This is a genomic window from Lichenicola cladoniae (assembly GCF_013201075.1).
Lineage (GTDB): Bacteria > Pseudomonadota > Alphaproteobacteria > Acetobacterales > Acetobacteraceae > Lichenicola > Lichenicola cladoniae.
Genome location: NZ_CP053708.1, coordinates 3366535 through 3390111 on the forward strand (window position 1 = coordinate 3366535; position 23577 = coordinate 3390111).

26 protein-coding genes are annotated in these 23577 nt (G+C 68.1%); 17 read left to right on the forward strand and 9 right to left on the reverse strand.

What is annotated here, in order from left to right; translation table 11 throughout:
* Positions 1-117 precede the first annotated feature (117 nt).
* From HN018_RS15280 to HN018_RS15300, 5 genes are all read left to right on the forward strand, one after another.
* Complete coding sequence (locus tag HN018_RS15280; protein WP_171833250.1) at positions 118-297, forward strand: hypothetical protein; 180 nt, start codon at positions 118-120, stop codon at positions 295-297.
* A gap of 21 nt (positions 298-318) precedes the next feature.
* Entirely contained in the window at positions 319-504 is a 186-nt protein-coding gene (locus tag HN018_RS15285) for a hypothetical protein (RefSeq protein WP_171833249.1), read from the forward strand.
* Positions 505-717: 213 nt separating this feature from the next.
* Complete coding sequence (locus tag HN018_RS15290) at positions 718-1326, forward strand: LysE family translocator (protein WP_171833248.1); 609 nt, start codon at positions 718-720, stop codon at positions 1324-1326.
* Positions 1327-1407: 81 nt separating this feature from the next.
* Entirely contained in the window at positions 1408-2271 is an 864-nt protein-coding gene (locus tag HN018_RS15295; protein WP_171833247.1) for a lysophospholipid acyltransferase family protein, read from the forward strand.
* Positions 2268-3023, forward strand: a complete 756-nt coding sequence (locus HN018_RS15300; protein WP_171833246.1) for a glycosyltransferase family 2 protein — start codon at positions 2268-2270, stop codon at positions 3021-3023. The genes HN018_RS15295 and HN018_RS15300 overlap by 4 nt, the downstream gene beginning before the upstream one ends.
* On the opposite strand, the gene HN018_RS15305 is transcribed toward HN018_RS15300, so the two are convergent.
* Complete coding sequence (locus tag HN018_RS15305) at positions 2989-3657, reverse strand: COG4648 family protein (protein ID WP_171833245.1); 669 nt, start codon at positions 3655-3657, stop codon at positions 2989-2991. The genes HN018_RS15300 and HN018_RS15305 overlap by 35 nt on opposite strands.
* An 87-nt stretch (positions 3658-3744) precedes the next feature.
* Between HN018_RS15305 and HN018_RS15310 the strand changes: the two genes are divergently transcribed.
* From HN018_RS15310 to HN018_RS15360, 11 genes are read left to right on the forward strand one after another with little or no spacing between them, the layout of a single operon-like run.
* A complete protein-coding gene (locus HN018_RS15310) occupies positions 3745-4056 on the forward strand; it encodes a phosphopantetheine-binding protein (protein ID WP_171833244.1) in 312 nt (103 codons plus the stop codon).
* A gap of 6 nt (positions 4057-4062) precedes the next feature.
* On the forward strand, positions 4063-5424 hold the full coding sequence (locus HN018_RS15315) for an AMP-binding protein (protein WP_171833243.1): 1362 nt from the start codon (positions 4063-4065) through the stop codon (positions 5422-5424).
* On the forward strand, positions 5421-5735 hold the full coding sequence (locus HN018_RS15320) for a hypothetical protein (RefSeq protein WP_171833242.1): 315 nt from the start codon (positions 5421-5423) through the stop codon (positions 5733-5735). The genes HN018_RS15315 and HN018_RS15320 overlap by 4 nt, the downstream gene beginning before the upstream one ends.
* Positions 5732-6649: an LpxL/LpxP family acyltransferase gene (locus HN018_RS15325; RefSeq protein WP_171833241.1), complete on the forward strand. Its 918-nt coding sequence runs from the start codon at positions 5732-5734 to the stop codon at positions 6647-6649. Before HN018_RS15320 ends, HN018_RS15325 begins: the two co-directional genes overlap by 4 nt.
* Positions 6646-7215 carry a LolA-related protein gene (locus HN018_RS15330; RefSeq protein WP_171833240.1) on the forward strand — a complete coding sequence of 190 codons (570 nt, stop codon included), beginning with the start codon at positions 6646-6648 and terminating at the stop codon, positions 7213-7215. Before HN018_RS15325 ends, HN018_RS15330 begins: the two co-directional genes overlap by 4 nt.
* Complete coding sequence (locus HN018_RS15335; protein ID WP_239478722.1) at positions 7212-9542, forward strand: MMPL family transporter; 2331 nt, start codon at positions 7212-7214, stop codon at positions 9540-9542. Before HN018_RS15330 ends, HN018_RS15335 begins: the two co-directional genes overlap by 4 nt.
* Positions 9543-10745 (forward strand): beta-ketoacyl-[acyl-carrier-protein] synthase family protein, encoded by a 1203-nt coding sequence (locus tag HN018_RS15340; RefSeq protein ID WP_171833239.1) that lies wholly within the window; start codon positions 9543-9545, stop codon positions 10743-10745.
* Positions 10742-11560: a beta-ketoacyl synthase chain length factor gene (locus HN018_RS15345; RefSeq protein WP_171833238.1), complete on the forward strand. Its 819-nt coding sequence runs from the start codon at positions 10742-10744 to the stop codon at positions 11558-11560. Before HN018_RS15340 ends, HN018_RS15345 begins: the two co-directional genes overlap by 4 nt.
* Positions 11536-11970: a phosphotransferase gene (locus tag HN018_RS15350; protein WP_171833237.1), complete on the forward strand. Its 435-nt coding sequence runs from the start codon at positions 11536-11538 to the stop codon at positions 11968-11970. The genes HN018_RS15345 and HN018_RS15350 overlap by 25 nt, the downstream gene beginning before the upstream one ends.
* Positions 11967-12686 (forward strand): 3-oxoacyl-ACP reductase FabG, encoded by a 720-nt coding sequence (gene fabG / locus HN018_RS15355; protein WP_171833236.1) that lies wholly within the window; start codon positions 11967-11969, stop codon positions 12684-12686. Before HN018_RS15350 ends, fabG begins: the two co-directional genes overlap by 4 nt.
* A 54-nt stretch (positions 12687-12740) precedes the next feature.
* Positions 12741-14060, forward strand: a complete 1320-nt coding sequence (locus HN018_RS15360) for an FAD-dependent oxidoreductase (RefSeq protein WP_239478724.1) — start codon at positions 12741-12743, stop codon at positions 14058-14060.
* A 1-nt stretch (position 14061) separates the two neighbouring features.
* Here HN018_RS15360 and HN018_RS15365 read toward each other — a convergent pair whose 3' ends face one another.
* Positions 14062-15369 carry a hypothetical protein gene (locus HN018_RS15365; protein ID WP_171833235.1) on the reverse strand — a complete coding sequence of 436 codons (1308 nt, stop codon included), beginning with the start codon at positions 15367-15369 and terminating at the stop codon, positions 14062-14064.
* Positions 15366-16340: a chorismate transformation enzyme, FkbO/Hyg5 family gene (locus tag HN018_RS15370; protein WP_338034025.1), complete on the reverse strand. Its 975-nt coding sequence runs from the start codon at positions 16338-16340 to the stop codon at positions 15366-15368. The genes HN018_RS15365 and HN018_RS15370 overlap by 4 nt, the downstream gene beginning before the upstream one ends.
* Before the next feature lie 158 nt (positions 16341-16498).
* Here HN018_RS15370 and HN018_RS15375 point away from each other — a divergent pair, with 158 nt between their 5' ends.
* Positions 16499-16831: a GCN5-related N-acetyltransferase gene (locus HN018_RS15375; protein WP_171833233.1), complete on the forward strand. Its 333-nt coding sequence runs from the start codon at positions 16499-16501 to the stop codon at positions 16829-16831.
* Positions 16832-16837: 6 nt separating this feature from the next.
* Here HN018_RS15375 and HN018_RS15380 read toward each other — a convergent pair whose 3' ends face one another.
* From HN018_RS15380 to HN018_RS15405, 6 genes are all read right to left on the reverse strand, one after another.
* Positions 16838-18106, reverse strand: a complete 1269-nt coding sequence (locus HN018_RS15380; protein WP_239478726.1) for an arsenic transporter — start codon at positions 18104-18106, stop codon at positions 16838-16840.
* Positions 18103-19353: an MFS transporter gene (locus HN018_RS15385; RefSeq protein WP_171833232.1), complete on the reverse strand. Its 1251-nt coding sequence runs from the start codon at positions 19351-19353 to the stop codon at positions 18103-18105. Before HN018_RS15385 ends, HN018_RS15380 begins: the two co-directional genes overlap by 4 nt.
* A gap of 12 nt (positions 19354-19365) precedes the next feature.
* Positions 19366-20142: a hypothetical protein gene (locus HN018_RS15390; protein WP_171833231.1), complete on the reverse strand. Its 777-nt coding sequence runs from the start codon at positions 20140-20142 to the stop codon at positions 19366-19368.
* 95 nt (positions 20143-20237) lie between these two features.
* Positions 20238-21656 carry a sigma-54-dependent transcriptional regulator gene (locus HN018_RS15395; protein WP_239478727.1) on the reverse strand — a complete coding sequence of 473 codons (1419 nt, stop codon included), beginning with the start codon at positions 21654-21656 and terminating at the stop codon, positions 20238-20240.
* Positions 21626-23077, reverse strand: coding sequence for a sensor histidine kinase (locus HN018_RS15400; RefSeq protein WP_171833230.1), 1452 nt, complete (start codon positions 23075-23077; stop codon positions 21626-21628). The genes HN018_RS15395 and HN018_RS15400 overlap by 31 nt, the downstream gene beginning before the upstream one ends.
* Positions 23078-23099: 22 nt before the next feature.
* Positions 23100-23489 carry an MAPEG family protein gene (locus tag HN018_RS15405; protein WP_171833229.1) on the reverse strand — a complete coding sequence of 130 codons (390 nt, stop codon included), beginning with the start codon at positions 23487-23489 and terminating at the stop codon, positions 23100-23102.
* Positions 23490-23577 lie beyond the last annotated feature (88 nt).

Here is a 23577-nt window from a genome sequence, read left to right on the forward strand (position 1 = left end):
TGTGGCCGATCATCCTCACCGTAACCCGAACCTGCGCCGACATGGTTCCTGGAGCGCATCTTTCCGGATGATGAAGCGTTCGCCTGGCGACACGTTCAGGTTTGGAAGAAGAAACCGATGATCACGATCCTCATCATTATTCTGATCGTCCTGGCCCTTGGCGGCGGCGGCTACGGCTTCCGGTCGGGCTGGTATGGCGGCTCGCGCGGCACGGGGTTCAACGGGCTGGGCCTGCTCCCGTTGCTGCTTATCATCGTGGTGATCGTGCTGCTGTTCGGTGGTTTTAATGGCCGCTGATCGACAACCAGGAGAATGCTCATGAAGTCACTCGTCCTCGGCGCCACGCTCTTGGCATTCACCCTTGGCGGCGTGGCGTCAGCAGCACCGTGTCGCGACACGCATGGCAAGTTCGTGACCTGTCCATCGGTCAAGCCGAAGGCGTGCCGCGACGCGAAGGGTAAGTTTGCGAGCTGCACCACCGCGATGGCGACGACGCCGAAATAGCGATGTCGCGATCGACCGGACGACCCGAAAGACCCGCCCACCGGCGGGTCTTTTGCGTTGGGGCATCCGGTCCCGCACGGGATGAACGAACCGCTGTTTTTTGAGACGCGGGGGACGGTGGCCGCATGGCCCGGCAGACAGCGCGTAATTCCTTGCGAAGTCGTCATGATCGCATTATCGGTCGCCGTTCCACTTCGGCGACTCTCCTGTCATATGACCGATCCGTTCTTATTCACCGCGACGGTCCTGGCGCTGCTTGCCGTGCCGGGCCCGACCAACAGCCTGGTCGCGACCAGTGGAGCCGTCGCCGGCATCGGGCGATCGCTGAAGCTGGTACCGGCCGAAGTTGCCGGCTACCTGATCGCGGTCATGGTGCTGGGCCTGCTGCTGCGGCCGATCATGACGGAGTTCCCCGGGCTGGCGATGGTCCTGCGCGGAGCCGTCGGCATTTATCTGCTGGGACTTGCGGTCAAGCTGTGGCGGCAGGGCCAACGATTGACCGACCGGGACGCCGGCCCGCCCGCAGCCGAAGCGATCGGGATGACCCAGATCTTCGTCACCACGCTGCTCAATCCCAAGGCGATCGTCTTCGCGCTCGGAATCATCCCGTTCGGAACCCGCCACCTGCCACTCTACCTGGCGGGATTCGCGGTGCTGATCGCCATCGTCGCGGCAGGCTGGAGCGTGGCCGGTGCGACGCTTGGCGGCGCGGCACATCGTCGTGGCCGAGGTCGTGTCGTGCCTCGGATCGGTGCCGCGACGATCGGCGCGTTCGCCATCGTCATGATGCTGGGTCCGATCGTGGCACGGATGGCGCGGTAACATCTCCGCCGGCCTGCAGGTCGTCGTTGCGGTAACACTCGATTGGACGATCCCATACGCCTGGACCAAGGTTTGCTCGACATGCGAATTCCGATCGGGCTTGCCAAAGGTCTGCCCACCACACGCCTGCACGCCTCGGGAACCAGCCCGGCAAGGTCCGGTCCGCGGTGGAGCGGCCTCCATCACGTGCGAGTATGGCATCTTCGTCTGGCGTTTGCCGTCACCGCGATCGTCGCTGCGGTCCTGGTGGTCGTGGGCAGCGTCGCCGCGCTGGCGTTGAACCAGGTGCTGGCGGATCGGCGCGGCTCGGTTGGCCGCTGGATGCTTCGGTTCGGCGCACGGCTGGTGCTTCGGGTGGCGACGCTGACCGGTCTGCTCCGGTGCGACCTGCCGGCACTCGCGGAACTGTCCGGCCCGCACCGGCGCACCGGACTGCTGCTGGTCGCGAACCATCCATCGCGGCTCGACGCGCTGTTCATGATCGCGTCCGTGCCCGGGCTCGTCTGCGTTACAAAGGCGTCGATCTGGGACCGCACGCTGGTCGGCGCGGCCATCCGGATGTCCGGCTACCCACGGGCCGGCGACAACCGGCACCTCGCCACCGCCGCCACGGCGCTGCTCGAAGGCCGTCCGGTCCTGGTGTTTCCGGAAGGAACCCGGAGCCCGCCCGGCGGCCCCGGCCGCTTCCACCCGGGGTTCGCGTGTCTGGCGCGACAGGCACAGGTGCCGATCCAGGCGGTCATGATCGAAACCGACCCCGATTTTCTTGGGCAGAACCAGCCCCTCCTGCGCGTGCCGGCACGGCCCGTACGCATCGTCCTGCATGCCGGAGCGCGCTTCGATCCGCCGGGTAACCGGCCGGGCGATATGCGGCGGCTGGCCCTCGCGGTCGAACGGGCTTTCCATGACACGCCGGCCAGTCCGCTTCTGGAGATGGCGGCGTGACCGCATCACCGACCCACCTGGTACTGATCCCGTCCTACAATACCGGGGCCCGCCTGATCGAGACGGTTCGCGAGGCCACGGCTCACTGGTCCAGTGTCTGGGTGGTGATCGACGGCAGTACCGACGGCAGCGAACGGGGGCTGGACGACGCGGCCGCTCGGCTTCCGGGCCTGCGCGTGCTCGCACTCGACCAGAACCGGGGCAAGGGCGCGGCGATCCTGCACGGGCTGAAGCTGGCGGCGACCGCCGGCTTCACCCACGTGCTGACCATGGATGCCGACGGGCAGCATCCGGCGAACCATATCGGCCGCTTCATGGCAGCATCCCGTGCCGATCCGGCCGCGATGATCCTGGGACGCCCGGTATTCGACGAGCATGCGCCGGCGCTGCGGGTACAGGGACGACGTATTTCCAACTGGTGGGCCAATGTCGAGACTCCCGGTTGCTCGATCGAAGACTCGCTGTTCGGCTTTCGCGTCTATCCGATCGCCGATCTCGTCGCCGTCATGGACGGTACGCGCTGGATGCGTCGTTTTGATTTCGATCCGGAGGCAGCGGTACGCCTGTGCTGGCGCGGCCTACGCTCCATCAATCTAGCGGCGCCGGTACGTTATCTGCGCGCAGATGAGGGCGGGGTCTCGCATTTTCATTATGGAAGGGACAATCTTCTGCTGGCCTGGATGCATCTTCGTCTCGTGCTCGGAGCGTTGTCACGTCTCATGAGACGCCCGCGCGGCTCCGGAATACACTGATTGCGACACGAAACCCGACATGCTCGAAATCGGTGATCAACCAACGCCTGATTATATATTCGACGACGAAGATTACGATCGTGGCAGGCAGGCAGCTATCGGGCACCACGACCCACCACCAGCGGATCGGCAGCCATCCGGTTAACCCGGCACCGAGCAGGCCCACCGACAAGCAGAGCTCAGCCGCGAAGAACAGGCACCAGGCCAGAGTGACGCACCACGTGTAGGCGACGATGTCCGGGCGCAGGGAGCCGTGGATCCGGCGCGCCATTTCCGTTGCCAGCGGTTCATGGTCCGGCCGCATCGACCGTGCGAACAGCAGCAGCAGGCTCGCCTGTATCACCGCGTGGAACAACGCTGCGTCGAGCAGGAGCACCAGCCTCGGCGGCGCCTGCGCGACGGCAAGCCAGAGCAGGATCGCCGGCAGCATCCATAGCCGGGTGCGGACCCAGCGTTCGAACGGTGCCTGAGTCGAGCCGGACCAGGCAGTGAACAGGAAAAAGAGGCCGGCCAGCTGCAGCAGGGCCAGCGCCTCGACTGCTAGCTGCGCGTAGCCGAACGCCATCGCCAGGTGGGCTGATGCGGGGGCTGCGACGAGGCAGGTTGCTCCAGCGAAACGTCGGCTCGCAATCATCCAGCCCTCGTAAGGCATTTCCAAGGCAAAGCGGTAATTCGCACCGCATACCATGTCTTTCCGAATGCCGGAATAATTGCTAGGTTCATGACGGTTCAAAGACGTGAGATAGCCTTGGATACGTCCTTCCCGACTGACCGACAGAGTTCATTCGAGCGCGAGTTGGCGGAGCTTACCGTACAGACGCTGCAGCTTGAGATCGGTGCGGACGAGATCGACGCCATCGCTCCCCTGTTCGGAGAGGGACTGGGGCTCGACTCGATCGACGCGCTGGAGCTGTCCCTGGCCATATCCCGCCGTTATGGCGTCGAACTGAAGTCCGACGACGAACGCAACGGGGAAATCTTTTCGTCTCTTCGAAACCTCAGCGCGCATATCGCTGCCAGCCGGACCTGCTGAGCCGCAATGACCGGCATCAAGCTCGTTGCCCGACCGGAGACCGTGCTGTTCCGCACCCACGCCGGCCCTTTGACCGGGTATGACCTGCTGCGGGCAGCGCATCGGCTGGCGGTCTCTATTCCGGCTGGTCCCGTCATCAATCTTTGCCGTGACCGGAGCCGTTTTACCGTTGCCCTGCTGGCCGCATTGCTACGCAATGAGACCAGCCTGCTGGTCAGCGACCGGTCACCGGAGCGATTGCGCTGGCTGCTGAACGAGCATCCGGGCGCGATCATCGTGACCGACACAGGGGAATTCGAAAGCAGGTTTCCGCACCACAGGCTCTCCGAAATTCCTTGCGATTTCCCGGGAAACGAGAACAATCCAGAAATCCCGTTGGATCGTTTGGTCGCGATCGTGTTCACGTCCGGCAGCACCGGCGCCCCGGTCGCGCACGAAAAGCGCTGGGGCGAACTCGTGCAACGCAGCCGGGCCGCCATCGCGCAGTTCGGCCTGCTGCAGGAGGACCAGCCGGAAACGATCGTGGGGACCATACCGCCGCAGCATATGTACGGGTTCGAGACCACGGTCCTGCTGCCGCTGCATACCGGCGTCGCCAGCATGTCGGTCGATGGGTTCTACCCGGCCGACATTCGACAGGCGCTGACCGCCGCACCGGCGCCGCGGGTCCTGGTGACCACGCCGCTGCAGCTGCGGGCGCTGGTCGAAAGCGGAATCACGCTGTCGCCGCTGCGCATGGTCATTTCCGCGACCGCGCCGCTCGCCGTCGAGCTCGCGTCGCAGGCAGAGACACGCTGGAACAGTCGCGTGCAGGAAATCTACGGTGCCACCGAGATCGGCTCGATCGCCAGCCGGCGTACGGTATCCGGCGACATCTGGACGCTCTATCCGGGCATTGCCTTCCGTCCCGGCAGCGACGGCCGCACCGAAGTGGTGGCGCCGCCGGCCACGCCGCATCCGATCAGCGACATGATCGAGACCACCGGCCTCGATGGGGCCGATCTCGGTGGCTTCCGGTTGCTCGGTCGTCCCGGCGACCTGCTCAAGTTCGGTGGCAAGCGTGCTTCCCTGGCCGGGCTGAACGCCATCCTCAACAGCATCCCGGGGATCCTCGACGGCGTGTTCCATGCGCCGGACGATACCGGCCTGCGCCTCGCCCGGCGGATGCAGGTGTTCGTGGTGTCGCCCACGCGGTCGGCGGACGACCTGCTCGCCGAGCTGCGGTCGCGAATCGACCCGGCTTTCCTGCCGCGTCGCGTGGTGATGCTGGACGCCCTGCCCCGCAACGAAGTCGGCAAGATCACGCGCGAGGCGCTGGTCGGGCTGCACGAGGCGGCGGCACAACCGGCTTGCTCCCAGGCATCATGAGCGGCCGCGAGCTCGGCTCGTTCGTGATCGCCGCCGATCATCCATGCCTGCCTGGACATTTCCCTGGCCGTCCCCTGGTTCCGGGCGTCGTGCTGCTGGACGAGGTGTTCGCGCTGGTCGCGGCCGATCCCGGGATGACGGGCCGCGTCGTCGGTGGCCTTGCCAACGCGAAGTTCCTCAACCCGGTCAGGGCGGACCAGCGCGTCATGGTGCGGATCGACCGGACGGTGCCGAACCGGCTCGGCTTCAGCTGCAGCGTCGCGGAGGCCGAGGTACTGACCGGCGTTCTCCTGCTGGGTGAGCCGGCGTGAGCCAGGCGATCGTGTCCGGCTGGATGCGCCCGGAACGCGGTGGGCCATCGCTGTGCCGCCTGATGCTGTGGGTGACGCTGCGATTCGGCTGGCCGGTCGGGCAGGCGCTGTTGCCGTTGATCACCGCTTATTTCCTGGCCACCGGATCGGACGCGCGTGCGGCGTCGCGCAGCTATCTCGGCCGCGCTCTCGGGCGCCGGCCTAACCTCTTTGACGTGGCGCGGCACTTCCACAGTTTCGCCAGCACCACCCTCGATCGCGTGTTCCTGCTGTCCGACCGGAGCGACCGATACCGGATCACCATCGAGGGCAAGGACGTGCTCGCGCAGGCCCTGTCGCTGGGCCGCGGCTGCATCCTGCTCGGAGCCCATGTCGGTTCGTTCGAGGTTCTGCGCAGCATCGGACGGCACTCGCCGATGACGGTGAAGGTGCTGATGTTCCGGGGCAATGCCGGCGCCGCGAGCGCGCTGCTGGAACAGCTCGATCCGGGCTTCCTGGACAGCGTGATCGAGATCGGCACGCCGGGCGCCATGCTGCAGGTCGGCGAGAGCCTGGCGCGTGGCGAACTGGTCGGCATGCTGGGCGACCGTGCGCCGCGCGGCGAGAAGACCATCCCGGTCGAGTTCCTGGGCGCTCCGGCGCTGCTTCCCGCGGGGCCCTTGCTGGTCGCGGCGATGCTGCACGCGCCGGTGGTGCTGTTCCATGGCGTGCGCACCGGTCGGCGCCGGTACGTGGTCGGATTCGAGCCGTTCGCCGACGAGATCGTGCTGCCGCGCGGCCGGCGCGACGCCGCGTTGCAGGGCTGGGTCCAGCTCTATGCCGGCCGGATCGAGGCGCTGTGTCGCGCCTATCCGTTCAGCTGGTTCAATTTCCATGATGTCTGGGCGCCGATCCCGTCGAGTACGCGACCATGAGGCACGTCCTGTTCGCGGTCGCTCTGCTGCTTGCCGGCGCTTCGGCCCCTGCCCTGGCGGACGATCTTGCCGACAGCGTGCTGCAGCGGCTGGCGCAGGTCACCTCGCGGCACGCCACGTTCCACGAGGAGAAGCATCTGGCGGCCCTCACCACCGTGCTCCGCTCATCCGGCACTTTGGCGTATGCGCAGCCAGCCTATCTCGAAAAGATCACCCTCGAGCCGAAGCCGGAACGGCTGGTGATCAACGGCGCCTCGCTCAGCATCACCGAGGGCAGTGCAGCTCCGCGAACGTTCGACATCGACAGCCATCCCGCCCTGCGCGCCCTGGTCGATACCATCCGTGCGCCGCTCGACGGCGACGTCGAGACGCTGCGCCGCAGCTACACGATCCAGGCGCAGGGCGATCTCGGGGCGTGGCGGCTGACGCTGCTGCCGAGCCATCCGGAGCTCGCACGCTTCGTGCGCAGCGTCATGCTCGACGGCGCCAACAACGGCCTGCGCACCATCCGCATCGAGCGGCCGAATGGCGACGTACAGACGACGACCATCGACCCGGTGCCGTGAGCGCCGGGTCCGGCCGGCGCCCCTGGCCGATCGCGGTGATGCTGGCCCTGTCAGGGCTGATCGCGATCCTGGTGTTCCGCGCCGTGCCGCTGCGCACCGACATGGCGGACTTCCTGCCGCAAGGCCGCACCGAGGCCGCGCGCTTCATGCTCGACGAGTTGCACGGCGGGGCGGCGTCGAGCCTGATCCTGGTCGGCATCGAGAACGCGCCGGCGGCCACGCTCGCCCGGATCAGCAGCGCCGTGACCGGCACGCTGCAAGGCTCGGGCCTGTTCAGCCTGGCCAGCAATGGCACGCAGGCGCTGGACGGTCCGGACCAGGCGCTGTTGTTTCGCAACCGCTACCTGCTCTCGCCGGCCGCGGTGCCCGGCGCATTCACCGCACCTGCCCTGAATGCCGACCTGTCGGCGCTGCTCGACCAGATGCAATCCTCGGCCGAACCGCTGGCACAGGCCTATGGCCTGGCCGATCCGACCGGGGCATTCCTGGGGCTGGTCCGCGCATGGGGTAGCGGCACGCGGCTGCGCACCGAGAACGGCGTCTGGTTCGCAGCCGGCCGCGATCGGGCGATGATCCTGCTGCGAACCCGCGCCGGCGGGATGGATATCGCGGCACAGACCGAGGTCGACCGGACCATCCGCACCGCGTTCGCGGCGGCATCGCCCGGGCAGGCCAGGCTGCTGGCATCCGGCCCGGCCGTGTTCGCACGTGCCGCCGCGCATTCGATCCGCGGCGATATCGAGATGCTGTCGATCGTGTCGACGGTGCTGGTCGCACTGGTGCTGGTCTGGCGATTCCGGTCGCCGTGGGTGCTGGCCACGATCGCGATCCCGGTGCTGCTGTCGCTGAGTGCGGCGATGCTGGTGGTGCAGGCGGTGTTCGGCTTCGTGCATGGGGTGGCGTTCGGGTTCGGCATGACCATGCTGGGGGTGACGCTGGATTATCCGGTGCTGCTGATCGGCCATCGCGACCGGGGCGAGGCCGCGACCGGCACGTTGCGCCGGATCGGCCCGACCCTCAGGCTTGCAGTGCTCACTGCAGCGCTCGGCCTGACCGGGATGATTTTCTCGGGCTTTCCGGGGCTGGCGCAGCTCGGCCTGTTCTCGGCGGTCGGAATCGTCACGGCGGCCGCGGTGACGCTGTGGCTGCTGCCGAGGCTGATCGTGGCTGCCGACCTGGCACCACTACCACCCGGTGATCCGGGCCGGCTGCTCCGTGTGGAGGCGCTGCGCCGCGGCCGGGCCTGGGCGATCGTTCCGGTGGCGGGCGCCGTCGCCCTTCTGGTCCTGAGACCGCCGCATGGCGAGACCGACCTGGCGGCGATGAGCCCGGTGCCGAAAGCCGACCGGATGCTCGACGCCGAGCTGCGCGCCGACCTGGGTGCGCCGGATGCCGGACAGGTGGTGATCGTGCGTGCCCCGACCGCCGACGCCGTGCTGGTCCGCGAGGAGACGCTGATCCCGGTCCTGGACCGGCTGCAAGCGAAGGGCGCGATCGGCGGCACGGAGCTGGCGGCACGGATCATCCCGAGCCTCGCCACCCAGCGCCGCCGCCAGCAGGCGCTTCCCGATTCTGCGAGCCTGCGGGCGCGGTTGACCGAGGCACAGGCGGGGCTGCCGTTCCAACCGGACGCATTCGCGCCGTTCCTGGCCGACATCGAACGCTCCCGGTCGATGCAGCCGATGATGCAAGCCAGCCTCGACACGCCGATGCTGGCCGCCCGGCTGCAGCCGCTGCTGTTCGCCCGCGACGGCGGCTGGGTCGGGCTGGTCCTGCCGACCGGAGTGGCCGATCCGGCGGCGCTCGCCGGCGCCATGCACGGACAGGAGGGCGTGATGCTGCTCGACATGCATCGCGAAGCCAGCGCCCTGGTGCTGGCGGACACGCGGCGGGCCTGGCACTGGCTGGCCTATGGCGGGATGCTGGCATTCGCCGCGCTGGCGTTCGGACTGCGCGACCTGCGCCGGCTGGCCCGGGTGCTCGGCGCGGTCTCGGCTGCCCTGCTGGTCACCCTGGCGGCGCTGTCGGCGAGCGGGGTCGGGCTGTCGCTGATCCACATCGTCTCGCTGCAGTTCGTGGCGGGGATCGGGCTCGACTACGCGCTGTTCTTCGCCCGGCCCCAGCTCGACCGGGCCGAGCGCGCCCGCACCTTGCGGACGCTGGTGACCTGCAACACCATGACGCTGCTGACCTTCGGCCTGCTGGCGTTCTGCCGAACGCCGATCCTGCACGATATCGGCTTCACCGTTGCCATCGGGGCGATCCTGGCCATGGGCTTCAGCTTCCTGCTTGCCGCACCACCCCGCACCCGGTCGGATCCCGCCTGAATGCAGCCGCTCGAGATCACCGCCGGAACCGCGATCAGCGCCATGGGTCGCGGCGTCGACGCGACACTGGACGCGCTCCGCACCCGCCGCTCCGGTCTGCGGCCGACCGATTTCGGCGGTATTGCCGAGGGCCATATCGGCCGGGTCGATGGCGTAGAGGCGCATGCGCTGCCGGCCGCCCTGGCCAAATACGACTGCCGCAACAACCGGCTCGCGGACATGGCCCTAAATACGGATGGCTTTTCCTCGGCCGTTGCCGAGGCGCGCGCGCATTACGGCGCCGATCGCGTGGCGGTGGTGCTCGGCACCAGCACGTCCGGCATCCTTTCCGGCGAGGATGCCTATCGCGATCGCGACCCGGACACCGGCCGGCTGCCGGCCGGCTTCGACCACGAGCACACGCAAGACCTGTTCTCGCTGGCGCGCTACGTCCGCGCGGTTCTCGACCTGCGTGGTCCGGCTTTCGTGGTATCGACCGCCTGCGCGTCGGCTTCCAAAAGCTTCATCGACGCACACCATCTGATCGAGGCCGGCGTGTGCGACGCGGCCGTGGTCGGCGGTGCCGACAGCCTGTGCCGCATGACGATGCGCGGCTTCGCGGCGCTGGAACTGATCTCGCCCTCGCCCTGCCGCCCGTGCGACGCGGCCCGCACCGGCATTTCCATCGGCGAAGCGGCTGGTTTCGCACTGCTGGAGAGATCCGGCGCAAGACCGGCCGGTTCGCAATCCGGGATCCGTGCCAGCATGCTCGGCCATGGCGCCAGCAGCGACGGGCACCACATGTCGTCGCCGCATCCGCGCGGGGAAGGCGCGATCCTGGCGATGCGGCAGGCGCTCGCCCGCGCCGGACTGGAGCCGGGCGCGATCGACTACATCAACCTGCACGGCACCGGCACGCGCGCCAACGATGCGATGGAGGATGTCGCGGTGACGGAGCTGTTCGGGGCTGCCACGGACTGCTCGTCGACCAAGGGCTGGACCGGCCACACGCTCGGCGCATCCGGGATCCTGGAAACGATGATTGCCGCCCTGTGCATCACCCACGGCTTCAAGCCGGGCTGTCTCGGCGTGTCCCAAGTCGACCCGGCATTCCGGTCCAAGGTCCTGTTCGATAACCTGGAAGGGCCGGTGCACCGGGTCATGAGCAACTCGTTCGGCTTCGGCGGCATCAACTGCAGCCTGATCTTCGGGCCGGCCGCATGATGCGGGTGTTCGTGTCCGGCGTGTCGGTCTGGGGGCCGGGCCTTGCCGGCTGGGAGATGGCGCGGACGGTGCTGCGCGGCGCGCAGCCCTGGACCGAAGAGGAGACGATGCCACCGGCGCCGTCGATTCTGGCCGCCAACGAGCGCCGGCGCACGAGCCCGGTGGTTCGGCTGGCGCTTGCCGTGGCGCAGGAGGCGACAGCCATGTCCGGGCATGAGCCGGCAAGCCTGCACAGCGTGTTCGGCAGCTCGAACGGCGACGGCGTGGTGGTCAACGACATCCTGCAGGCACTGGCCGAACCCGGCCGCGACGTGTCGCCGACGCAGTTCCACAACTCGGTGCACAACGCCGCCGCCGGCTACTGGACCATCGGCGCCGGCACCCGTCAGCCGGCGAGCTGCCTCGGCTGCCACGATGCGACCATGGGGTTATCCCTGCTGAAGGCCGCCGCCGAGGTGCATGTCGAGCAGGTGTCGGTGTTGCTGTGCGTCTATGACCGGCCGCTGCCCGAGCCGATGGCGGAGAAGCGCCCGACCACCAGCGCCTTCGCCTGCGCTCTGGTGCTGACCCCGGAGCAGGAACCGGGCAGCATCGCCTCGCTCGCCGTACGCTATCGCCCCGATCTTGCCGATCCAGCTCTCGAGGCTCCGAGACGGGAGGCGTTGCAGGCGCTTTATGTCGGTAACGCCGCTGCCCGCGCGCTGCGGCTGCTGGAGAGCCTGGCGACGCAGCGTCCCGACCGGATCGAGCTGTCCTGCCTCGACCAGAGTATCGAAATCATCGTGACGCCATGCTCGACCGCGCCGGCATCCTGAGCCTGATCCCGCACGGGGGCGCAAGCTGCCTGCTGGACCGGGTCGAGGCGTGGTCGCCCGGCATGGTTCGCTGCACGACCCTGGCACATCTCGATCCCGGCAACGTGCTGCGCCGGGCCGGCCGCCTCGGCACGATCTGCGGCGTCGAGATGGGGCTGCAGGCCGCAGCCCTGCATGGTGCGATGTGCGGCGGCAAGGCCCCGAGCCGGCCGGGCTACCTGGCGTCGCTCCGCGCGGTGCAGTTCGCAACCGGGCGGCTCGACGATCCCGGCCACGGCATGCTGACCGTCACCGCGATTCTCGAGCACGGCGACGAACGTGCGCTGGCCTACGGTTTCGACGTGCAGTCGGCTACCGGGGCATCGCTGGTCAGCGGCCGCGCGATCGTGGTCCTGCAGGCCGGATCATGAGGCGCGCGCTGGTGACCGGCGGATCGAGCCCGCTCGGCCACGCGATCTGCGAGCGCTTCGCCGGCGACGGGCTGCACGTGATCGTCCATGCGAATACGTCCCTGGCCCGGGCGGACGAAGTCGTTGCCGGGATCCGGGCCGCGGGCGGTTCGGCCGAGGCGTTCGGCTGCGACCTGACCGACATCGCCGGCACCGAGATCGCGCTGGCGCCGGTACTGGCGGCCGGCGTACCGCACGTGATCGTTCATAATGCGGGCACGCACGACGATGTGCCGCTTGCCGGCATGTCCGAGCAGCAATGGCGCCAGGTGCTGGCGGTGTCGCTGGACGGGTTCTTTGCGATCACCCGGCCGCTGCTGCTGCCGATGATGGCCACCCGGTCGGGCCGGATCATCGCGATCTCGTCGGTGTCCGCGCTGATGGGCAACCGCGGCCAGGTCAATTACGCCGCCGCCAAGGCGGGGCTGATCGGGGCGGTGAAATCGCTGGCGCGCGAGGTCGCCAGCCGCGGCATCACCGTGAACACGGTGGCGCCGGGGGTCATCGCGTCGCCCGCGGTGAGCGCGGTGATGGATGCGAAACAGATCGCGCAGATCGTGCCGATGAAGCGGGCCGGACGGCCGGAAGAGGTGGCCGATCTGGTCGCGTTCCTGGCCTCCGACCAGGCCGGCTATATCACCGGACAGACCATTTCGATCAACGGCGGAATGGCGTAGCCGGCCGCTGCCTGATATCGTTTCATCGATGTCCGGACCTCGAAGGACCGATCGATGAGCCACATGACCCAGCATCGGGAGAACCTGCCTTCCATGCAGGTCGAGCCGTGCGACGTGCTGGTGATCGGTGGCGGACCGGCCGGTGCGACGGCGGCGGCGCTGCTGGCGGAACAAGGCCGCGACGTGGTCATGCTGGAAAAGGATGCGCATCCCCGCTTCCATATCGGCGAAAGCCTGCTGCCGCGTAACGTGCCGATTCTGGAACGTCTCGGCGTTGCCGATGCCGTGCACGAGGTCGGGGTGTTCAAGCGCGGCGCCGAGTTCGTGTCCGATGCATGCGGGCGTACGGTCGCGTTCCCGTTCGCGCTCGGGCTGAACAAGGACTATGTGCACAGCTACCAAGTGAAGCGCGCCGATTTCGACACGATCCTGTTCCGGAACGCCGAGCAGAAAGGCGCCCGTGCGTTTGAAAATGCGCGCGTGACCGACATTGGATTCGCCGAGAACGGGTGCGGCACGCGTGTGACGGTGCAGGGTCCCGATGGCGAGACCAGGGTATTCGCGCCTCGCTTCGTGCTCGACGCCTCCGGGCGCGACACGTTCCTGGCCAGCCGTTTCGGGGCCAAGGAAAGCGACAAGCAGAACTCCACTGCGGCGGTGTTCGCGCATTATCGGGGTGCCGCGTTCCGCACCGGCGACACCGAGGGCTACATCACCGTGCATCTGGTCGATGATGGCTGGTTCTGGATGATCCCGTTGCCGGGCGACATCATGAGCGTCGGCTTCGTCGGCAACCAGTCAGCCTTCAGGAACCGCATCGGCAGCCCGCAGGACCTGCTGATGGCGCGGATCGAGGCCAGTCCGAGCGTCAGTGCGCGCATGCGGAACGCCGAACGCGTGTCCGAGGTCAGCACCACCGGCAACTACTCGTATCGGGCCGGCGCATCCTGGGGGGAAGGATATGTCATGATCGGCGACTCGTTCGCCTTCCTGGACCCGGTTTTTTCCTCCGGCGTGCTGCTGGCGATGACGGCGGCGGAACGTGGCGTCGACGTCGCGACAGCCTGGCTCGATAACCCGAAGGCGGGCCGCCTGGCTGCGCGCCGGATGGAGCGGCGCACGCGTCGCGAGTTGAACAACATCGCGTGGCTGATCTATCGTATCAACACGCCCGTCATGCGCGAAATGTTCATGAACCCGCAGAACATGTTCCGCATGCGCGACGGCCTGATCTCGATCCTCGCCGGCAATCTGGGTGGCGGGATACGGGCACGGTTGCCTGTGCTCGCGTTCAAGACCGCCTTCACCGCCCTGTCGTTTAAACATCGCGCCCGCGCACGCCGCGATGCACCGGTGCCGGTCGCCGCCGAATAGATCAGCCGTTCGGCGATGGCGGCGTTGCAAGGCCCGCCGCGACCCGCGCACTTTGAGCATCGATGTATGCATAGAATTGCCGGTAGAAGGCCGGGAAATCATTCGGTGACCGCGCGAGTACCGGATGATGGACCCGCCACCAGTCCAGCGGCTTCCGCTCGGCCTGGATGCGTGCGTAGAGCGACGCGAAATAGGCGAGGTTCGTCCTGAGGTCGTGATAACGCGGCTGGCTCTGGAACCGATCGAAATTGGGCCGGTAGGAGCCAAGGATCGGATCGTCGTAGAAGATCAGTTGCAGGCTGGTATTGTAGATATCGTTGTCCCGCCGGGGACCTTCGGACTCGGTGATAGAGCCCGGCTGCGTGGCAAGCCAGTCGCTCCGCATCAGGGTCCGCCGTGCACCGGCGTCATGGAACAGCGCCGCCAGGTCGGTCAGGGGCAGTTCGTTGGTCCGCTGCATCAGGTTGACGTATTCGTTCTTCGGGACCGGGAAACTGAATGCCGAGATCAGAAGCGGACGGTTTATCTTCCACTCGTTCCACACCCCGGCCGCCGCCAGCGCATTATGGGTCAGGTGGGTGCAATTATCCTTCAGCACGTTCCATACGAACGGTGTCCGGCCATCGCGATAGACCGCGTTGCGGTCATTGAGAAACCCGACCATCCGCGTCATCTGGTCCTGAGTCAGCGGAACCCGCGAGCAGTATCGCCCCCGCCCGAAATCGACCGCATAATCGGTCGAGACCGACATCTCGTACATCCAGTCGCGACGCGAGATCGCCGCCGGCTTGCCCTCGAAGACCCGGTCATGGAACACGACGCCGTCGAGAATGCCGAGCGCTTCCGCCTGCTTCTGGGTTTCGGTATAGACCGCGCGCGTCAGGCGCTGGCCGGGCTTCAGGGTGCCGTCGAAAAAGAACGCACTGCGTTCGGTGGCGATCCAGTTGGCGTTGCGGTAATGCGCGTTGACACTCAGCCCGACCCCGTCGGGATGATCCGCGATGCTGGTGTCGCACATTTTCAGGACCGGATAATGCGCGTCGTGCTCCAGGCAGACGCCACTCAGGAACAGGACCGAGTGCCCGCCGGGGCCGCCGCTGATGTCGGGCCCGAACCCGGGCTTCTTGCGGATCTGCGACACCGCGCACAACTCGGCATAAAGTGGAAACATCGACTGGTACAACGGCTTCGCCGTGATCGGTCCCGGCGTATCGAAGTTCGATGCGCTGCAGGCCGACAGAAAGGACAGGGCAAGCGCACCCGCCAGCCGAGTTCTCATCGCGCGCCGCATCGTCTCCGGCCGGGTCATGCCGGCTGTCGTCGTCGCTTGAGCCGGCAGACCGCCTCTATCTCCACCAGCAGCTCCGGCCGGCAGATATCCGCCTCCAGCCAGACCATCCGGTCCGGCGCAGCCATCGTCTCGAGGCGCTCCGCGACGGCAGCGCGATCGAGGCCGCGGCGCAGGTAGATCTTGAGTTGTCGCACCTCGTCCATCTCGAAGCCCTGGGCGCCGCACTCGCCGAAGATGGCGTGCAGGTTGCGCATGACCTCGTCGGTCTGCGCCGCCACGTCGCCGGGATGCAGGCTTTCGTGCGACACGATGCTTGCGGTGCCGGACACCAGCAGGACCGGCTGGCCGGCCTCCGGATCGGCGATCGTGGCCCGGGCGAACAGGGGCGGAGCCGCGCCGTAGGCTTGCGGATAATGGTAGGCGCTGACCTGCCGAGGATTCTCGATGCGCAGAGAACCGGTCGAGGAAGCCAGGAAATAGACGCGCAGCTTCGAGCCGCCGGTCCCGAGCGCCGAGGCGGCCGGGGCCGATCGCGGGTCGATGCCGGCGGCGGCGAAGGCGGTTCCCCGGCCGGCATTGAAAAGCCGGTATCGTTCCTCGCCTGCCTGCAGCGCGGTGATGTCCGGAACGTAGTTGTACAGCCGGATCAGGTTCGGGCATCCGGCCCGGCCGATGACGCTGAACAGGCACGTATACAGGTCACGCGTGATCGCTTCGATTTCGGGTCCGGCCTCGACCGAGATCGCGCCGAACAGCAATCCATCACCCGCCGCCAGCGAGAAACCCTGTTCCTCGTATAGGGTCACAGGACCGGTGCACGTCCAGGCCTCGAAGCAGGACGGCCGGTCGGTGGCCAGCGACCGGAGCGGCAAGTCGAGGCGGACGGCGCGCAGCCCGACCGGCAGCTCATGTCCGAAGGCGATCACGCCGAGAAGCGGATCGGCCACGCCGGCCAGATCGGCCTCGCTCAGGAACTGCACTGCAAACATGGCGCTCACCCCGGATGGCCGCGGCGGGAGCGCCAACCGTCCCACTGCTGTAACAGACTTCGTCACCCTTGGCGCCACGGGGGACGGGCGGAACGGCCTGCAAACACCATGTAGGGAGACTGCAGGCCGGAACGGGGCGATGCCGGGGGTTTTGCACGATGGCCGATCCTTGTGTGCTGGTTGGAAGAGCTGGCGGAGACCCGGACCGCCAAGCCCTGCTCGAGCGTTGGCTGGAGCTGACCAGAACGCGCCTGCCGGCACTCGCGACGCAGCATGGATGGCCGATCCAGCTCGACCACTGCTTCATGCGCGTGTGCCTGGACGTATCGCTCGGTGCCCGGTGGGACAGCGTCGTGCCGCGTCCGGCGATCCGCACGCTGAGCACGGCGCAACTTGCCAAGGCCATCGCGCAGGCGGAGGCGATCATCGCCGACCCGGCATCGCTGCCGGATCTGAACCGGGCCAGCTTGCGGATGCGGCACAAGGCCTAAGCCCACCTACCGCGTCAGCAGCAGGCCCGCCAACGCCAGCAGCAATGCCGGTGGCATCACCAGCGCACCCCGCGCCAGGAACTGGCCGAACGACACGCCGAGCCCTTCGCGCCGGAGGGCGGTCAGCCACAGGATGGTGGCGAGCGAGCCGGTGATCGACAAGTTCGGTCCGAGATCCACCCCGATCAGCATCGCGTTCACCACCGGCAGCGGCAGGTGGCCCTGCACCACCGCCTGGCCGGCGATCAGCCCGGCCGGCAGGTTGTTCATCACGTTGCCGATCAATCCTGTCGCGATCCCGGCGACCCATGCGGTCAGCCCGGTATCGGACTGCGACGCATGGTGCAGCGCCCGCGTCAGGGTCCCGAGCACGCCGGTCGTGTCGAGGCCTTCCACCAGCACGAACAGTCCGGCGACCAGCGGCAGCACCGTCCATGAGACCCCGCGCAACGTCGCCCACGGTGCCTCACGCTTGACCAGCAGGACAACGGCGGCGGTGCCGATGCCGGCGAGACAGGTCGGCAGGCCGAGCGGGGCGTCGAGTGCGGACGCCGCCAGCAGCACGCCTGCCGTGACCACGATGCCGGCCAAGGCCACCATGCCGCCCGGCGGCAGGTGCGGCTGCGCGATCTCCGAGGTGATCGGCTGGGATAGCCGCCGCCGTTCCACCAGCAGCATCACCACGAAGGTCACGGCGATGGCCAGCACCGACGGAAACAGGAACGTGCCGAGCCAGCGCAGCAGCGGTGGCAGATGATGCCCGTAGAGCACCAGGTTGGCCGGGTTCGAGATCGGCAGCACGAACGAGGCGGCATTGGCGATGAACGCGCATGCCAGCAGGTAGGGCATCGGTTCGGCCTTCGCGGCGCGGGCCGCCGCAAGCACCGCCGGTGTGAGGACCACCGCCGTCGCATCGTTGGACAGGAACACCGTCACCATGATGCCGACTGCATAGACCAGCACGAACAGCCGGCGCGCGCTGCCGCGGGACCGGCGCACCGCGATGGAGGCGAGCCAGTCGAACAAGGTTTCCCGCCGCGCGACCTCGGACAGCAGCATCATGCCGATCAGGAACAGATAGACGTCCGTCCCGCGGCCGATCGCCTTCAGCGCGCCGCCCATTGGCAGCAAACCCGACACCACCAGAAGCAGCGCGCCGGCGATCGCCCAAATGAACTCCGGCAGCTTCCACGGCCGGACGATCACCCCCGCGGTGGCCACGAAGGCGATAATCCACACGGCGAGATGCGCGCCGTTCAAAGCATCCGGCATCATCCGGCCTCCATGCCGCTCGGGTCGCCGCTCTCCGTGTCGGCATCCGGCAGGGTTTCAGGCATGAGCAGCAGAAACACCAGCAATGCACCGACGGCGATCGCGGCAAGGCTGAGGAAGCCGACCGGGTAGCCGAATGCCTGCACCACGTACCCGCCGACCACGTTGCTCAGCGCGCCGCCGACCCCCACCGCGAGGGCGACCAATCCCTGCATGAGATTGAACCGGCCGGTCCCGCTGGTGAGATCGGACGCCATGATGACCGCGATCACCCCGAATATGCCGGCCGCGACGCCGTCGAGCAGCTGGATCGCGACGACGCCGTAGGCCGTGGTGGTGAAGGAGAACAGGACGCCACGGATCGGTAGAACCGCAAAGGCCAGCAGGAAGATCCGCTTGCGGCCGATCCCCGCCTTCATCGCCCGGCCCACCGCCCAGGCCACGCCCACCATCACCAATTGTGCGCAGATGATGCAGGCGCTCAGCGCCACGGTATCCTCGCCCGGATGGTCGTGGGCCAGCACCTGGCCCGCGAACGGCAGCATCGCCGCGTTCCCGAAATGGAACAGCGTGACCGAGACCAGGAAGACGATCACCTCGCGCCGACGCAGCAACGCGCGGAACGGGACCGGCTTCCCGGCATTGCCCTGGCTCTCGCCGCCGCGCGCGAGATCATGGTCGATCTCGGCCGGCTTGATCAGGGTCACGGCGATCGCGCTGGCGACCGCGAAGCCGCAGACCAGATAGAAGATCCAGTTCAGGCCAAGATAATGCCCAAACCCGCCGGCGAGGCCGGCGGCGGCGAACGAGCCGGCATGGTTGAAGCTCTCGTTGCGGCTGATCCGGGCCGGCATCAGTCGCCGCCCGACGATGCCGAGCGAAAGCGCCGCGATCGCCGGCGGAATGATCGCCGACGCGGCACCCAGCATCGCCTGCGCCGCCAGCACCGGCCAGAAGCCGCGGAACATCACGATCGCCAGGCAGCCGAGCCCGACGATGATGCCGGAGACGGCGATCATGAGCCGCTTCCAGCGCGATCCGTCGACGATCAGCCCGGCCGGGATCTGACAGATCGCGGCCGCGACCGAGCTGGCAGCCAGGGCGATGCCGATCGGCCCCGGCTGCCAGTGACGCGACCCGGCGAGGAACACCGAGAGGTAGGGACCGACGCCATCGCGGACGTCGGCCATCAGCAGGTTGACGCTGTCGAGACCGAGCAGGCTGCGAGGCGATGGTCGTGAAGTCTGCATCGGCCCCGGCCCCTACTGAGGGGGGTTGGGAGCGTTGTCGGGGCCGGGCGCAGCATCGAGCGCGGGACCGGGGGGCGGCGGAACCGGGCCCCCCGGCGCATCCGGACCACGCGGCGGACGCGGCGGGCGCGGCAGGGCGATCCGGGTCAGATGCGCGTCATCCGGACCGATCGCCTCTGCGGCGATCACGTGCCCGAGCGCATTCTGCAATCCGCTGCCCTGCACGGTGATCGTCTTTCCCGCCGTGAGCTGCGTGGCCAGGCGACTGGCCTCCGGCGGCGGCAGGTGCACCATGGTGCCGTCCTCGAGCAGGACCCCGTTCAGGTCGCCGCGCGGGCCATGCAGCTGCATCTTGATTACGCCCTTCGCCTGCATCGGCTGGTCGTCGCCCGGCTCATGGCGCGGCGGGGGCGGCGGACGACGTCCGGCCACGGACGGGCCTTCGTCGGTGACCGTCTTGCCGCCGGCGTCATTGGTCACCGACATCGCCTGCACCAGCTTCAGCACGCGTGCCTTCAATCCGTGGATCGTCACCGCCTCGCCCGGCCGCACGATCGCCACGACCTGCAACCCGAGATCGGGACGGAAATGGACCTCGGTGCCGTCGTCGAGGATCAGCCCGTCCACGTCGCCGCGCGGGGTCAGGTCGTACTGCGCAACCTTGCCGTGAATGGTCGGCAACTGGCTGGTGTCGTAGGTGCCGCTCGCGTCCTGCGCCACGGCAACGGCCCCGGCGCCCGCCAAGATGGTCGCGGTCAGCAGCAGGACCTGTTTCGTACGTCGTATCATCGAGAGTCTCCATCGCTTCGGATCGGGTGATCCTTGCAGTGTCAATCGCAAGCGATGTGCCAGCCTCCAAGCTACTGAAATATATAGGTTTCCGGTCATGACGATCCGGCCGGATCGTCCGCTTGCCCGACGCCCTCCGTCCGGTTTCCGGACGGCTCCCCGCCTTGGCGTCGCAGCTTCGCGTGCAGCAACTGCCGGTGGATGCCGAGCTGCCGCGCGGCCTCGGCGCGGTTACCTCCGGACCGGGCCAGGGCCCTTCGGATCATCTCGGCTTCGAGCCGTGCGACCGCGGTTTCCAGGTCGCCTGCAAGCCAATCGACCGGTTCGGCCGTTGGCGTCGGCACCTGCCCGAGGAACCGCAGATCCTCGGCTTCGATCACCGGACGCCGCACCAGCGCGATCACCCGCTGCATCGCGTTCTGCAGTTCGCGCACGTTGCCCGGCCAGGGATGCGCCAGCAGCAGCGATGCCGCCTGCCGGGACAGGCGATGCGGCGTTCGCGCGCTGGAATCGACACCGAGGAAATGTTCCGCCAGCGGCAGGATGTCGGACAGCCGGTCGCGCAGCGGCGGCAAGATCATCGGCACCACCCGCAGCCGGTAGAACAAATCCTCGCGGAAGCTGCCCTGCCGGACCGCCGCCTCCAGGTCGCGATGCGATGCGGCGACGATGCGGACATCCACCGGGACCGGCTTGCCGCCGACCGGCTGCACCACCCGCTCCTGCACCACGCGCAGCAGCTTGGCCTGCATCGCCGGCGCCATGTCGCCGATCTCGTCGAGGAACAGCGTGCCGCCATCAGCCTCGCGGAACGACCCGGCCCGGTCGGTCACCGCCCCGGTAAAGGCCCCGCGGACGTGGCCGAACAACTGGCTCTCCAGCAGGTCTGACGGGATCGCGGCGCAGTTGATCGCGATGAAGGCACGGTTGCGCCGGCGTCCATGACGATGGATGGCACGGGCCACCACCTCCTTGCCGGTTCCCGTCTCGCCGGCGATCAGCACCGTCGCGTCGCTGTCGGCCAGCAGGCCGATGGTCTTCTGGATGTCGCGCATGCCGGGAGAAGCGCCGATCAGTTCCTCCCTCGCCTGCTGCACCGGGGCAGTGGCCGGGCCGAAGCTTGCAGCCGGCAGCATGCGTTCGAGCAGGGCCGCCAGGTCCGCACGGCCGAGCGGCTTAGTCAGGTGATCGACGGCACCCAGGCGCATCGCCTCGATCGTGTTGCTGGCGGTGGCGACCGCGGTCAGGATTGCCACCGGCGGCGGATCGGGGCGGGCCCGTATCCGCGCCAGCACCTCGATCCCGTCCAGCCCGGGCATGCGCAGGTCGAGCAGCACCGCATCCACAGCGTGTTCGGCCAGTGTTGCCAGCGCCGCCTGGCCATCCGCCGCCTCGAGCGGTACGTGGCCCAGGTCGGACAGGGTTTCGGCGACGCCTTCGCGAAGTGCCGCATCGTCGTCGACGATCAGGATCACCGCCACGATCAGCCCTGCCCCAGTTCGAGGATGAAGCACGTGCCGGGTTCCCGGCCCGGCAGCGGTTCCGCAAGCACCAGGCTGCCGCCATGCGCCTCGGCCATCTCGCGGGCGATCGCCAGGCCAAGCCCGGTGCCATCCGGACGGCCGGTGGCGAACGGCTCGAACAACCGGCCCCGCATCGACGGGTCGATGCCCGGCCCGGTATCGCTGACCGTGAACCGCACATGATCGGAAGTTCGCGTCGCCGTCAGCATGACCGTTCCATCGGCGGGCGTGTGCCGGAGCGCGTTCGACAGCAGGTTGTCGAGCGCCCGGCCGATCAGTTCGGGATCGAACCGGGCGGTGGCGTCGTCGCTCCGTATGTCCAGCCGCGGGCCCGCGGACGGAAGATGCAGGGCGACCCGCGCCTGCAGGAACGGTTGCAGCCGGACCTCCTCGACATGCAGTTCCCGGCGCTGGGTCATCGCCAGGAGCTCGGTGACCAGGCGCTCCACCCGGGCAATCTGCGGCAGGCTGGACTCCAGGGCTCCGCGATGACGCGACCCATCGCCGGCCAACGCGTTTTCCGCACGGAGACGCATGGCGCCGATCGGGTTGCGGATTTCGTGCGCCACCCCGGCCGCCACGCGTCCGAGCGCTGCGAGGCGCTCGGACATCGACGCCCTCGCCGCAAGATCCTGCGCGCGTGCCCGCGCTTCGGAGAGCCGTGTCCCGGCCTCGTTCAATGCCGCCACGATCCGGTCGAGTTCGCGTTCGCCGGTCGGAGCAAGCTCGGGCAGCGTCTCCAGCGTGTGCGTCGCCAGCGCCGTCTCGATGGCGCGGACATGGCCGCCCCAGGCGGTGGTCAGCCAGGTCATCCAGGCCGCCACGGCCAGCAGCAGCAGCAGCAGCACGCCGAGACCCAACCGCAAGGTGTCGTAGCCGGCGGTCCGGACGTCGATCATGGTCCAGGCCGCCAGTCCCGGATACGGCCCCGGCAAAGGGCACGCCGCGATCAGGATCAGCTGGCCATCGACGGTCCGTCGCTGCAGGACGCTCTGCTCGCCGTCGGTCGCCTGTGCGGCAATGGCGGCGACCAGTTCGCGCCGGCCAGCCGGAAGTGCCTCGGCTTGTGCCGATGCAGCCGCGGTCGGGAACGCCGTCGCCAGCGATCCGGCGTGGTCGGACCAGATGCCGCCACGAACTCCTTCGTGGCTCGAAAGAGCGGCGATCAGCACCGGCCCGAGCGCCTGGCCGAATTCCGTGCCCGGCACCGCGCCGGAGCCATCCCAGCCGGTGACGTAGAAGCCGTAGCGGCTGCGGATGGTTTCGCAGGCCTGGGTCACGACCGCCTCCGCCCGCCCGGCCTGGGCGAGCGTCGACGACCGGTACAGCTGGACCAGGAGCAGGCCGATCGCCACGGAGGCCGCGAGCGTCAGGCCCCACAGGATCCAGAGACGGAAGCGCAGCGACAGCATCAGCTTCGAGTGCGAACGATGATCAGGCCAGGCTGATCAGGACCAGCACGAGCCCGACGACGCTGACCGCCCAGACGATCGTGCGCCACGGCACCAGGCCAAGCGCGTAGGTCGGGATATAGATGAGCCGTGCCCAGAAATAGAGGCCGGCGCCCCAGGCGGTCAGGCTGGTGTCGCGGCCGACCATGTGCGCCAGCAGTACGGCGCCGATGAACAGCGGCAGCGACTCGTAGAAGTTGCCCTGCGCACGATCCATGCGGGCGGCGAGGCCGGTGTAGGCAGGTTGCTTGTCCTCGCGGTTGCCGGTCGCCCACTGCACGCCGTCCTGGGGGCGCTTCGCCGCTGCAGCGATGGCGACCTGCACGACCGCGAGGACGAGTGTCCAGGCAAGATAGGACAAGGATGTGGTCATGGCAGCGGCAACTCCTGTCGGACCCTACCGGGACAGGAATTCCGACGGGCGCCAAGCTTATCGCTGCGCGACCGGACCGGTTCGTGGC